Annotated in this window: 10 protein-coding genes; 9 read left to right on the top strand and 1 reads right to left on the bottom strand. The window is 31.3% G+C overall.

The window, feature by feature from the left end:
• Window positions 1-9 precede the first annotated feature (9 nt).
• Genes MBBTH_RS00340 through MBBTH_RS00330 form a run of 3 tightly spaced genes read left to right on the top strand, consistent with a single transcriptional unit; the run spans window position 10 to window position 3,448 of the window.
• Entirely contained in the window at window positions 10-1,077 is a 1,068-nt protein-coding gene (locus MBBTH_RS00340) for a glycosyltransferase family 2 protein (protein WP_165813989.1), read from the top strand.
• Between the two features lie 17 nt (window positions 1,078-1,094).
• Window positions 1,095-2,414: a glycosyltransferase family protein gene (locus MBBTH_RS00335; protein WP_116591061.1), complete on the top strand. Its 1,320-nt coding sequence runs from the start codon at window positions 1,095-1,097 to the stop codon at window positions 2,412-2,414.
• Window positions 2,415-2,422: 8 nt separating this feature from the next.
• The gene (locus MBBTH_RS00330; protein WP_165813988.1) at window positions 2,423-3,448 is read left to right on the top strand and encodes a glycosyltransferase family 2 protein; all 1,026 of its coding nucleotides are present in this window, start codon (window positions 2,423-2,425) and stop codon (window positions 3,446-3,448) included.
• Between the two features lie 2 nt (window positions 3,449-3,450).
• On the opposite strand, the gene MBBTH_RS00325 is transcribed toward MBBTH_RS00330, so the two are convergent.
• Window positions 3,451-4,596, bottom strand: a complete 1,146-nt coding sequence (locus tag MBBTH_RS00325) for an FkbM family methyltransferase (RefSeq protein ID WP_243409591.1) — start codon at window positions 4,594-4,596, stop codon at window positions 3,451-3,453.
• 253 nt (window positions 4,597-4,849) lie between these two features.
• Between MBBTH_RS00325 and MBBTH_RS00320 the strand changes: the two genes are divergently transcribed.
• The 6 genes from MBBTH_RS00320 to MBBTH_RS00295 all read left to right on the top strand — a co-directional run bounded on the left by MBBTH_RS00320 (window position 4,850) and on the right by MBBTH_RS00295 (window position 13,497).
• The gene (locus MBBTH_RS00320) at window positions 4,850-5,908 is read left to right on the top strand and encodes an acyltransferase (protein ID WP_116591059.1); all 1,059 of its coding nucleotides are present in this window, start codon (window positions 4,850-4,852) and stop codon (window positions 5,906-5,908) included.
• 179 nt (window positions 5,909-6,087) lie between these two features.
• Complete coding sequence (locus MBBTH_RS00315; protein WP_116591058.1) at window positions 6,088-6,918, top strand: amino acid ABC transporter substrate-binding protein; 831 nt, start codon at window positions 6,088-6,090, stop codon at window positions 6,916-6,918.
• Window positions 6,919-6,951: 33 nt separating this feature from the next.
• Entirely contained in the window at window positions 6,952-7,602 is a 651-nt protein-coding gene (locus MBBTH_RS00310) for an amino acid ABC transporter permease (RefSeq protein WP_116591057.1), read from the top strand.
• 11 nt (window positions 7,603-7,613) lie between these two features.
• Window positions 7,614-8,297, top strand: a complete 684-nt coding sequence (locus tag MBBTH_RS00305; protein ID WP_116591056.1) for an amino acid ABC transporter ATP-binding protein — start codon at window positions 7,614-7,616, stop codon at window positions 8,295-8,297.
• 160 nt (window positions 8,298-8,457) lie between these two features.
• Window positions 8,458-9,444, top strand: a complete 987-nt coding sequence (locus MBBTH_RS00300; protein ID WP_116591055.1) for an acyltransferase family protein — start codon at window positions 8,458-8,460, stop codon at window positions 9,442-9,444.
• A gap of 537 nt (window positions 9,445-9,981) precedes the next feature.
• The gene (locus tag MBBTH_RS00295) at window positions 9,982-13,497 is read left to right on the top strand and encodes a bifunctional glycosyltransferase/CDP-glycerol:glycerophosphate glycerophosphotransferase (RefSeq protein WP_116591054.1); all 3,516 of its coding nucleotides are present in this window, start codon (window positions 9,982-9,984) and stop codon (window positions 13,495-13,497) included.
• Window positions 13,498-13,618: the final 121 nt, after the last annotated feature.

Genomic DNA, 13,618 nt, shown 5'->3' with positions numbered 1-13,618 from the left:
GTGATTTCATTGACTAAAATATCCATCATCATACCTGTTTACAACACTTCAGAATACCTGGACGAGTGTTTGGAAAGCGTATTGAATCAGAAGTTTCAGGATATTGAGATAATTTGCGTTAATGACGGGTCAACCGACAATTCCCTTGAAATACTTCAGAAGTATCCCGTTAAAATAATCAACCAAACCAACCAGGGACTATCAGCTTCACGTAACAATGCTTTAAAGGAAGCAAGCGGGGAATATATTCTATTTTTGGATTCAGATGATTACATTTCGGAAAATGCATTGGAGGAGATATATGAAATAATGGAATCGAAGGATCTTGACCTGCTGATATTCAAGATAATCGAATTTGACGCAAAAACAAGGGAGAAGTCAAAATATTCCTATTTTGAAATGGATTTGCTTAAAAGCCATGTTAACGGCAATGTATTCAATTACAGTGATGTGAAGGAACTGCTGTTTAGAATCTCAGTCACGGCGCCGGGCAAGTTATATCGAAGGGATTTGATTGGAGACATGAAATTCAATGAAGGGCTGATATTTGAGGACAATCCATTCTTCATCGAGCTTTTCCTTAAAGCCAAAAGGGTTTACTTTGATGACAACTATTATTATTTCAGAAGAGTCCACAACGACTCAATAACCCAATCCAACTTTGAAAAGTTCCCTGACGTAATTCCAATATACAACATCATAAATGATATTGTAATTCGCTCAGGGGAGTACGACACAGTTAAACATAAGCTATTCAACCGCCAATGCCGTGATATCTATTTAAGATTTTCCCAAGTTCCTGATGAAATGAAGCAGGACTTCTTTTTAAAAATTCAGGATGATTTTAAATCTAAAAAGGAAAGGTATGAAAGCGATGGCACATGGGAATTGGCCAACAAAAGAAGCCGAAAGATTTTCTCCAACGCTTTGAAGTTCAATTATTACAGGGATTTCGAATCATCCATAAATGAATATGATATTAAAAGGAAAAATAAAAAGTTCAAAAGAAAAAATAAAAAAACTGATAAAAAAATACCTAAATCAATCAATCGCTTAAAAAAACTTTTTAAACATTAAAATAAAAATATCTAATTATGAAAGAACACTACGATGAGTTAGTCATTTCATTTCTGTTCCCTCCATCAGATAACGTTTCAGGAATAACCGTTGCCAAAAGGGTAATTGAAAATAATAAAATGGTTGACGTATTGCATGTTAATGACGATTCGCAAGGTAGTGACCTTAACGACCATGTTCACGATTTAATAAATGATGAAATCATAATTGACATGCCTTGTAATGTTGACTGGTGGGAATGCATATCAAAATTCATAAAAAAGGGAATGAAAGCCATCAATAAGGATTATAATCGCATCTATTCAAGGTCATGGTTGATGTCCAATCATTTTTTGGCTAGCGAGTATAAGTTCAAAAACCAGCCAGTCTTTTGGACAGCAGAGTTTTCAGACCCTCTGATTTATGATTTGTCAAACAATGAAAAATCATATAAGCAGATGATTGTGGATGATGATGCATACATAGATAGGCTAAACAAGGAGATTGCTGGATTGAATGGTGATTTCCCGCTAATTGAGCATAATTCATCCGCTTATTTCATTGCTGAATATTTGGTTTATCTCTTTGCGGATAAGGTCATTTTCACTAATGAAAATCAAAGGCAGATAATGCTTGAACAGTTTCCCGTTGATGTCATGGACCTTGTTTTTGCCAAAAGTGAAATAATGGCTCATCCCACATTGCCTGATGATTACTATCAAATCAAAAAATCAAAATTGAAATTGAATGATGATTACATTAATATTGCCTATTTTGGTGGAGACTATTACGGCAAGCGTCATTTTGAAGGATTATTCTATGCGTTGGAATCACTCAACCATAAATATAGGGATAAAATAAGACTCCACATATTCATCAAGGACAGGAAATTAATCAAAAGGTTGGTTTCAACACTTGATGTGAAGGACAACATTAAGGTTAAAAAGCCCTTGGAATATCTGGAATTCCTGAATGCCACAACAAAATTTGATGTCCTGGTCGTTAATGACGTGCACACAAAGGGCAGTTTCCCAATAAATCCATATTTGCCGTCCAAGCTGTCTGATTATCTTGGCTCATCAGCGGACATTTGGGCAATCTGTGAGGATGGAAGTGCGCTGTCCAAATCAAACGTCAAATACAAATCCGACATTTCAGATTATTCGACCTCATGTGATGCTTTGGTTCAGATTCTTAATGACAATGGCCATATTGATGAGGACTGCTCTTTCAGTGAAGATTATTATCAAAAAAGACTTACAAGTCTGAATGAACTGTTTGAAAGTGAGTTTCGAAAAAACCAAAAGCTAAAAAAGCAATTAAAGGAAAAGCCTAATAAGAGATTCAAGTTATTTTAGTGATGTTTATGGTTGGCATATCAGTGATAATTCCTGTTTATAATGTTGAAGACTATCTGAGCCAGTGTTTGGACAGCATCTGCAATCAAACCTTTAAGGATATTGAAATAATATGCGTCAATGACGGATCAATAGACAATTCCCTTGACATATTGAATGAATATGCCGAAAGTGATAGAAGGATAAAAATCATTAATCAGCATAATCAGGGCCTTGCCGCATCTCGAAACCAGGGATTGAAAGAGGCAAAGGGGGATTATGTTTACTTCATTGATTCGGACGATTACATAGAATTGGATGCCCTTGAAAAGCTACATGAAAATATCGTTACAAACTCTTCGGACATGGTGCTGTTCAAGTTCCAGAAAGTTGATGACTATCGAAACGTTCACAAGAGGGGTGTTGAATTCAAGATAGACAAGATTTTTGGCGATATTGACTATGGCAACTTCACATTCACATATAAGGACGTCAAAAGACATGTGATGAATTCGGCATTTTCCGCCTGTCTGAAGTTATACAGAAGAGATTTCATTGAGGACATCTCATTTCCTATTGGACTGAATTTTGAGGATGTTCCGGTTCATGTAAAGCTTATGCTTGAAGCGGAATCGCTCTCATTTGTTCCAGAATTCCTCTACAATTACAGGTCCAATCCGGATTCAATATTGAACTCATCAGCCAATGGATTTGATATATTCAAGGTGATTGACATGGTTGAGGAGTATCTTAAAGAAAATGGTCATTATGAGGAGCTTGAAAATGAATTCATATTCTTCAAGATAGCCCAGATATTGGTTTATCTTAAAAGCGAAAGATCAGATGAATACTTTAAAAGGGCAAAAGATGAATTTGAAAAAATCACCATTAAGGATGAAAAGACACTTAAGAAATATGCCCTGAAGGGATATAATCGTGTGTTAAGCTACAATAATTATTCAAGTTATGAAAGAAAAAATAAAAAACCTAAAGGAAATAAAAAATCAAAAACTTTTAGTAAGAAAGTTTTTGATGTAATAAATAGAATAATATAATTTTATTTCATGTATTCTTTAGGTATGCACAGAACACTTGTATCGGATATAAATGACCATGGAGATTCTCTTAAAATCTTAAATTCGTATCCTAAATCTAAATTAGCAATCCATGGGATAATTTCAACAAAATCTTTTAGTCTATGATATATGCTTATTGTTAAAATTGGTTTTTGTGTCATGATAGTATTCTTTGCACCATCTAATAAATCCAATTCCGCCCCTTCGATGTCAACGATAATAAATCCAACATTCAAATCATTTTCTTCAACGAATGTGTCCACTTTTGTTTCGTTAACTTTGAACTCAACGTCATATTCTCTGAAATCTGCATCACTGGTAATTCCCTGCACCTTGTTGCCACTTAGATATAAACTTCTTATTCCATCAATGTTACCAAGTGATTTCTTTACAGGAATAATGTTTGTTATGTTATTATTTTTTATATTTTGATTTAACACTTCAAAAGATTCATCAAATGGTTCAAATGCATATACATTGGCATTGGTTAATTTGGATAATGGTAAAGATGTATCTCCGGTGAATGCTCCAGCATCAATAATGTCTTTGTCTTTTAAAAATTCCAAACTTGCATCGTCTAAACAAAAACCCAGGAAGGGATGTAAATTGTAGTCTCCTGTAAATTCAAATTCTCCAATTTCATTGCCGTCAATGTGGTTTTTTCTAAATTCAGTGAACTCATTTTGCAATTCAACTTCTTTTTCAGTATAATAATTATCTCTTCTAATAAAATTAACAAAAAGGCTTCTTAAATAGAGAAATTTAAAGGCATATCTCTCTTCTGGATCTAGATATTGTGTAACTTCTTTTAGGTTGTCCTCAAAGTTATCATCTAAGTAATAATCAAGTTGTTCCGGTCTGCAGAAGTAGCTAAAACTTGTATACTCTTTGTCAAATTTCTCCTTTAAAGTCAGGTTTGCTTGGGATTGTGCAAAATCAAGTTCTTTTTCTTTTTTTCGTAGATTTTTATTTAATTTTGCTATCTTTTTTTCTTTTTTCTTATTCTTTTTTTCTAGTTTTTTTGCCTTTTTTTCAAGTTTCTTATTCTTTTTTGATAATGATTTGTAACTATTCTTATAAAAGTTATAGGAATCACTTTTTGATAATATTTTTTCTTTTAAATTCAATTTATTCACTTCTATATATTCATTTAATCTATTCTTAATGGTTAACTGAAATTTCAAGGGTTAATTGCGAATTTCTTGATATAAAGTATGTTGTTTATGGTATATATATTAAAGACATTCTTAAGTCATTTTATCTTGTATTTAAATGAAACCTACTTTTTTAAAGATATTAATATGCAATAGCATATTTATTGTATTAATGTCCCTTTTAAATTAATAAAAAATAAATAGTATCATTTCAATAAAATAATTTATGGCCAATAGATTGGAGTATATTGATTTATTAAAAGTTTTTTCAATTTTAGCTATCATTACCATCCATGCGTTTATGGTATGGCAGTCAGCTGAAATATTAAACGGAGTACTTATTTACTCATTTTGTGAGGTTGTTAGATTTGGCGTTCCTGTCTTTTTAATGGTCAGTGGTGCATTATTGCTTAATAGAGAGATTAACATAGTTGATTTTTTTAAAAAGAAGGTTAATCGTATTGTTGTTCCTTTTGTATTTTATTATATTTTAACCGCTTTTGTAATAGTTGTGTTATTAAATACCTCTCATAATCAAGTTGAGAATATTTTCGCTTTTAGATGGTATTTTTGGATGATTTTGGGTGTTTATTTAAGTTTACCTGTAATTAATAAATATGTTCAAAATTCTTCCTTGAATGAGTTAAGGTATTTTATATTACTATTTGTTCTTGCAGCGATATTTTACCAAATAACCTATTATTTCAAAATAGAGCAATATCTTTATTTAACATTGTTCCTATCTCCATTAGGATATCTTATTTTAGGATATTATTTATCTAAAAAAACTTTTAACATGAGTGCAAATAAAATCGTCATGCTTGCCCTTGTTATTTTTATTGTTTCAACCGTTATAAAAGTCTTCGGCCACCAATTTAATTATATGATGATTACTGACGACTATGTTGCTAATACTTCTCCAATTTTATCCTCATGGCTTGATGTGAGCATTTTTCAGATAATGCAGGCATCTTCTTTCTTTTTAATGTGCAAATATATTTATGAAACTGACGCAATTCCATTCAAATCAATTAAAAAAGTATTGCAAACTAATGTAATCTCAAAATTTGTATTGTCTGTTAGTAGATCCAGTTACGGAATGTATTTAATAAATTTAATTCCAACTTTCATGTTTTATTATTACATACAACCCCTTGATTTCACCGGAACTCAAGTGTGCTTATTGATTATTGCATTATCATTGTCCACATTTTTCATTACTTGGATTATTGTTGTAATCTTGGGCAGAATTCCTTTTATTAAAAATCTGTCTGGATATTATTAATTATTTTTTAAAATTTTAATATGTAATCTAATTTTAACAATCTTTATTATATAACAATTTTAATTTTTCTTTTAAAAGATGTTCAAATAATAATAAATAAATATCTTGATTTATAAAAATAGTTGTAAGTAGAATTTATTTCTACTTAAATATAGTTATAACTATTTGGTGTGTTTTAAATGAATAAAAAGATAGGTTTAATATTAGCTTTAGTATTAGTGGCTTTCTTAGTCATGGGTACTGCAAGCGCTGGTTTATTTGACTTTTTAGGAGGGAATGATTCAGGAAATGCAACCACCAACGATGAAAACACTTTCATTGTAGGTTTTGATGCTGAGTTCCCACCATATGGATTTAAGGACGACAGTGGAAACTACACTGGTTTCGACTTAGACTTAGCAAAAGAAGTATGTGAAAGAAACAATTGGACATTTGTACCTCAACCTATTGATTGGGATGCAAAAGATGCTGAAATCGATTCTGGTTCCATCGACTGTATTTGGAACGGATTTACCATTGACGGTAGGGAAAATGATTACACCTGGTCTGACCCTTACTTTGACAACAAACAAGTTTTCATCGTAAAAACCGATTCTGGTATTAACACTATCGATGACTTAAAAGGAAAAACCGTTGAAACACAAAAAGATTCATCAGCATTAGCTGCTCTCCAAGGAGACAACAAAACTATAGCTGATACTTTCGGAACTTTAACTGAAGTGGCTGATTATAATACTGCATTCATGGACTTAGAATCAGGTGCATGTGATGCTATCGCAATGGATATCGGTGTTGGAGAATATGACATCAAAAACAAAGATAATCCAGACGATTACCAAGTATTAGATCAATTTATCACTACCGAAAAATACGGTATTGGATTCAAAAAAGGTAACGATGACTTGAAAAACCAAGTACAAGACACCTTAAACGAAATGTTTAAAGATGGTACCGTTGCAAAAATCGCTGAAAAATACGGTATTTCTCAAGATGCATTAATCCAACCGTAAAAACATTTTAAGTTAAGAGGGGAGAATTATTAAATGATTTTAAGTAATGTAATTTCACAACTGCTCGGAGGTATGGTTACCTCTATTGAGATATTTTTACTTACACTTTTATTCGCTCTTCCTCTCGGTTTACTTGTAGCCGGCGGAAGAATGAGTAATTTCGGACCAATCCGATGGTTAATGAAGATTTATATCTCAATCATGAGGGGAACACCATTAATGCTTCAGTTGATTATTGTTTTCTTTGCACCATATTACGTATTCGGTATGAGTCTATCAGCGGATTACCGTTTCATTGCAGTTATTATAGCGTTTACAATAAACTACGCTGCGTACTTTGCTGAGATATATCGTGGTGGTATCGAGTCAATCAATAGCGGTCAATATGAAGCGGCTCAGGTTCTTGGTTATTCAAAATTAGAAACATTTTTCATAATCATCATGCCTCAAGTGTTTAAGGTAATTCTTCCTTCTGTAACTAATGAAGTTATAACACTCGTAAAGGACACTTCACTTTCATTTGTTATTGCTATACCTGAAATGTTCACAGTTGCAAAACAGATTGCTGCTGCAGATGCGTCCATTGCAGCATTGCTTGTAGCAGGTATATTCTATTATTTATTCAACATTATTGTTGCGTTCTTCATGGAATATCTCGAAAAAAGAATGGACTATTATGAATAGGGGGAAATATTATGAGTTTGCTTGAAATTAAAAATCTCAAGAAGAGTTTCGGTGATAATGTAGTTTTAAAGGATATTTCTCTTAGCGTTGAAAAAGGTGAAGTTCTCGCAATTATCGGACCGTCAGGTTCAGGTAAATCAACATTATTAAGATGCATTACTGATTTGGAAACTGAAGACAGTGGAGAAATCAAATTTGACGGAACCTTTGGACTTGTGTTCCAAAACTTCAACCTGTTTCCGCATCATTCAGTAATGAAAAACATTACAAACGCACCATTGAGAGTTCAGAAAAGAGACAAAACAGAAGTCTTTGCACATGCAAGGGACTTGCTTAAGAAAATGGGTCTGGAAGATAAGGAAGACGCTTACCCTTGTGAACTGTCTGGGGGTCAGCAACAACGTGTGTCCATTGCAAGGGCACTTGCGATGAATCCCGACATATTGTTCTTCGATGAACCTACTTCAGCATTGGATCCGGAGCTTACCGGAGAAATTCTCACTGTAATTAAGGAATTGGCCGCTGAACACATGACAATGGTTATTGTAACTCACGAAATGGCCTTCGCTCGTAATGTAGCTGATACAATTATCTTTATGGATGGCGGCGTTATTGTTGAGGAAGGTTCTCCTGATGAAGTATTCTCATCAGACAACCCAAGAATGAAAGAATTCCTAGGAAAATTTTATGATTAAATACTTTCATTTAATCTTTTAACTTTTTTTTATTTATTTAATTAATCATTACCTATATAATTTATATTCTTTTTTTAGATATATGGCATGTTAATAACAATACTTAAATAATATCTCATTAAAATGTATTTAATAGAATAATTCTATTAATTGGGAAATTATGGCTGAAGTAACTGTTAAAACAAGAATAAATAAGTTTGATAACTTAAAGGGATTGGCAATTTTTCTGATAGTGTTGGGGCACTTGACTTTATTTAGAAAAGTTGACAGCATGGCATTTATCAGAGGAATTGTTTTTCTGTTCCATTTGCCAGTGTTTTTCTTTGTGGCAGGCTACTTTTCAAAAATTGGTCCTGACGAACCTATTAAAGCCTTTAAAAGATTGTTCATTCCATATATCCTGTTTTGCATTATCTGGGAAATATTCAAGGTTTATTATTTGGGTGAAAGCCCCACATCTATTCTGTTTATCCATCCGGGATACATGCTATGGTTTTTGATGTCTCTGTTTTTCATGAAGCTGGCGCTTCCGATAATGGACAGGTTCAAGTATCCCTTATTGATAGCGATTTTCGGATCCTTGGTTATTGGTTTTATTGACTGTAACATTTTAGGCATTTCACGTACATTCATCTACATGCCGATATTCCTGCTTGGATTTTATTATAACGATTACAAACAGAAATTGACTGAAAAGTTTCCTTTAATAGAAAACAATAGGTTTGCAATTATCATTGCACTCTTATCTTTATTGGTTTCAGCCATTATCGCATTGACAGTTCCATTTGATGTTATTATAATGAAACATGCATACAGTAATGCTTTTGTAATGGATATATTGGTAAGGGGACTGCTGATTCTTGTCTCAACACTTAACGTGTTGGTATTGACTAGATTCATGACAAATGAAAAGATAGTTCTCACCCAGTTCGGAATAAACTCATTGACTGTTTATTTGTTCCATCCCTATGCCATTAAGATATGCAAGGCACTTGCAAAACCTTATTTGAAGGGCCATCATAAGATGTTAGTGGTTTTTGTATTTGTTATGGCATTCGTTATCGTGTTTATCCTATCAAGGGATGTTGTAACCAAAGCCCTGAACGGATTATTGAATTTAGTTTATAAGGTGTTATGTATAGAATAAGAATATTATGTAAAATTTATATGATATTTGGACAATATGTAATATTTTTTTATTTTTTAATGAATTTGATTAAAATATTGTTAAAAAGAAAAATGTTTTATATAATTGTCATTTTTTAAATTAAACTTAATGAGATTAAATAATAGAATATTTTTAGACCCTCAAAAGACTTATTTCTTTTATTTAACAATCAATAATGAAAAAAGACTCTTCAAAAAGAACATTTAACTGTCTATCAAATATATGAATGAATTTAATTAAATTAAAGATTCATTAAGTAATTTTTATAATGTGAAAAATCACTGAAAATAGAAAACTACACATTATTCTAAAATCATGTAAAAATTAATTATGTAAAAAAAAATCAGATACTCTTATTTTAACATCTTAAGGGCTTTATTTTTATTTAAATAAGTTATTTAATTTAATTTCATGATTTATAGGTTTTTTATTTCATATACGATTATTTAAATACTATTATTCACATATAAATAATTAACTTAAACATTTAATAATTAAAATTTAAAGAGAATTTGAATGAAGACCAGAGTTAGCGTTATTATTCCAGTATATAATGTTCAGGAATTTCTAAAAGAATGTGTTGATTCCGTTTTGGCACAAACCTTAATAAACAAAGAATTGACCGACGGATATGAGAGGAATCTCCAGATTATCTTAATTGATGACGGATCCACAGATGACAGCGGCAAAATAGCTAAGGAATATGCTGATTCTTTTGATAACATTGATTATATTTATGAGGAAAATCAAGGGTTGGGGCATGCCCGAAACTATGGCTGCGAATTTGCAGAAGGGGATTACATTATCTTTTTGGACTCCGATGACATTGTTCCTCCAAAGGCATATGAAAGGATGTATGATTCCGCAGTGAAAAATGATGTTGATTTTACAATTGGAAATGTGACACGATTCAATTCTAAAAAAACAAGACGTAATAAAATCCATTTAATAGCCTTTTCAACAACAAAAGAAGTTACACACATTACAGAAACCCCCGAGCTGTTTTATGATACGACAGCATGGAATAAATTAATTAAAAAAACTTTTTGGAAAAAACATGATTTTAAATTCCCTGAAGGAATATTATATGAAGACATACCTGTTTCCATGCCTATGCATTACTTGGCTGACAAGGTGTCCATAATCTATGAAACCTGTTACCTGTGGAGGATTCGTGAAGGTATGTCCAAATCAATCACCCAAACGACTGATGATACTAAAAACCTAAAGGATAGGCTTGCCGTATTGAGGATGGTTGATGATTTTTATAATAAAAATGTTAATGAAAAAGATTTACATTTAACTAAAACTATTAAGTGGCTGAAAATAGACCTGAAAATGTATGTTGAAACTCTTATTAAACAGACAGAAGAGGAGTCAATACCCTACAGGGATCTTTTAATTGATTACATTAAGGAAAATATTGATTTAAATGAGTTAAACTACTTGAATGAGATTGATAAGTTAAAATATGAGTATCTGTTGAATGACGAATTTGATAAGCTTGTCAATTTAATTAATTTTGAGAAAAAAGACTTAAAGTTCACAAAAGTTTACCCAAATGGGTCGCATATGGTGATCGATGTAGATGAGAATATTTTTGGAACTTCTCCATTTATTGTCGACCAATTCCTAAAAGAGGATTTTAAAATTAAAAACATTCAAAATATTGCATTGAAGAAAAATGAGTTGATTGTAAAGGCATTCACAATCATTCCTGGGATTGAAATTAAGGATTTTAAGGATAGGGAATATTCATTTAATTTAGTCAACAGTGATTCTCATAAGAAACTTCCTCTCGAGTTTGATAATGTCAAATCTAAGAATTTGCCATCTGAATTTAATATACAATATGGAAATAATTTATCCTATGATGCAGCTAGTTTTCAAGTTCATGTTCCATATTCCAAACTTATTGATGATCCTGAGTTTAATGGTGAAAACAGAATAGAAGTTAATTTCAAACAGGATGATGTTGTTTATAATTATTTCTTATCAAAACCTAAAAAAAGATCTTTCACAGCAAGTAACTTAAAAGCAAGGATATATGAAAATACCTATATTTACATTGCCTATGATGAATATAAGGAATTGATTCTTAATATTAATCCTATTAAATACTGCTATGATGAGGTCATGATTAAAGAGGACAAACTTTGCATTAATAGCCCAGAACATAATGGAGATTTGTATTTATGCTACGATGAGAATCTGTTAAATGATGAATATAATGTTCCTCTTGATTATAATAGTGAAAAGCAATTTTATTTCATTGATTTAGATAAAATAGCTAACGTTCCTGGTCAAATTAGATATGAAAATGGCGAACCTATTGTATATAAGGATAAAAAGCAATTGTATTTACATTCAAATGAGGGTCAAATTATTATAAATGCACTGAGAGACTATCATTTTGACATTCAAAGAGAGGATAATCTTTCATTGATTTCAAAGATATCCAGCAATAATCAAACAGTTGATATGGATGTCGATTTATATTCAATCAATAATCTTGATAATTTGAATTCAGCAGTTTTATACTTGAAGGATAATGTTAACTTTGAAGATGCACCTATCGCTTCTGCTAACATTAATAATGGAAAAATAAACTTCAATTTTAATTTTTCAAATGAAAATATTCTTAAAAACCTTTATAATGGCGTTCATGATGTGTATGTAAAATATGATGTTGATGGAATTGTTTTTACAACACCATTATACTTACTGAATCAGTTTAGCCATGAATATTCCGCAGAATTGCATGATTATAAGCTTTATCGTAGCGGAAAAAGTACATTAAGAATAAGGTCAACTTCCAAATGGCCGGAAAGTGAAAATACTAAAATGAAAAGAAAAGAACTTTCCAGAACCAAATATGAACTGTTTAGAAAATTGCCGGTCAATCCAAAACGCATAATGTTCGAATCGATGTGGGGCAGGCAGTTCAGTTGCAATCCAAGATATTTATATGAGTACATTAATGAAAACTACCCTGATTATGAATGCATTTGGTCATTTATTGATGAGCAAAAGAGAATAACAGGAAACGCTAAGCGTGTTAGAAAGAATTCTTTGAAGTATTATTACTATTTAGCAACTTCTAAATTCTTTTGTGACAATGTCAATTTTGATAATGAGTTCATAAAAAGAGATGAACAGGTTTATATCCAAACAATGCATGGAACTCCTCTAAAAACTTTAGGTTTAGATGTAAAGCATGATTTTAAATCAAAAGAAAATGAAAAACAGTATATTGATCGTTGCAAACGTTGGGATTATCTTTTAGTTCAAAGTGATTATGTTGCAGGACTTTCAAAAAGATGCTTTGATTATGATGAGGAAATTTTGAAATTCGGATATCCTAGAAACGATATACTATATTCAAATGATAATCCTGATGAAATAAATAAATTAAAGGAAAAATTAGGAATTCCATTGGATAAAAAAGTGATTCTCTATGCTCCGACATGGCGTATGAAAAATGATTTTGATTTAATGTTGGATTTAAAATCCTTTAAAAAATCCTTATCTGACGAATATGTTTTGATTTTAAGAATGCATCATTTAGCAAGCAATAAATTGAACCAATTGGAAAAAGATGATTTTATTTTTGATTTATCCAAATATGGATCAATTGAAGAGTTGTATCTGGTTTCAGATATATTAATTACTGACTATTCCTCTGCGATGTTTGACTATGCTATTTTAGATAGGCCAATACTACTTTTCGCCTATGATATGGAAGAGTATGTTAACAGTATCAGGGGAACATATTTCGATTTGGAGGAATATCATCCTGGACCTATATTATATACTTCAAAAGAGGTTGAAAATGCCATTATTAATCTTGAGGATATTGAAGAGGAATATAAGGAAGATAGGTATAAATTCAAAGAGAAATTCCTCCAATATGAGTGTGAAAAATCCTCTGAGCTAATATTCAATAAGGTCTTCAATAATAATAAAAGTAATTCAATTAAAGATTCTTTTAATAAAATAGTTTCAAAAATAGGATTTGAGGTTATTAAGTAATTGTATGCATAACCTGAAATTTTACCAATTATTTTTCAAATATCATGTTTAATTTTATCAAGGTATAATATTTTTAACATTTTTTCATATTTTAATCATGATTTTTTAAGTTAAATACCTA

The organism is Methanobrevibacter thaueri, assembly GCF_003111625.1.
Classification (GTDB): domain Archaea; phylum Methanobacteriota; class Methanobacteria; order Methanobacteriales; family Methanobacteriaceae; genus Methanocatella; species Methanocatella thaueri.
The sequence above is the reverse complement of the archived record's forward strand: the minus strand, read 5'-3'. Positions and strand labels throughout refer to the sequence as shown.

Excerpts from the sequence above, each read along its gene's own strand:
- MBBTH_RS00335 (WP_116591061.1), top strand. The coding sequence starts at position 1,095 with ATGAAAGAACACTACGATGAGTTAGTCATTTCATTTCTGTTCCCTCCA.
- MBBTH_RS00330 (WP_165813988.1), top strand. The coding sequence starts at position 2,423 with ATGGTTGGCATATCAGTGATAATTCCTGTTTATAATGTTGAAGACTAT.
- MBBTH_RS00320 (WP_116591059.1), top strand. The coding sequence starts at position 4,850 with ATGGCCAATAGATTGGAGTATATTGATTTATTAAAAGTTTTTTCAATT.
- MBBTH_RS00315 (WP_116591058.1), top strand. The coding sequence starts at position 6,088 with ATGAATAAAAAGATAGGTTTAATATTAGCTTTAGTATTAGTGGCTTTC.
- MBBTH_RS00310 (WP_116591057.1), top strand. The coding sequence starts at position 6,952 with ATGATTTTAAGTAATGTAATTTCACAACTGCTCGGAGGTATGGTTACC.
- MBBTH_RS00305 (WP_116591056.1), top strand. The coding sequence starts at position 7,614 with ATGAGTTTGCTTGAAATTAAAAATCTCAAGAAGAGTTTCGGTGATAAT.
- MBBTH_RS00300 (WP_116591055.1), top strand. The coding sequence starts at position 8,458 with ATGGCTGAAGTAACTGTTAAAACAAGAATAAATAAGTTTGATAACTTA.
- MBBTH_RS00295 (WP_116591054.1), top strand. The coding sequence starts at position 9,982 with ATGAAGACCAGAGTTAGCGTTATTATTCCAGTATATAATGTTCAGGAA.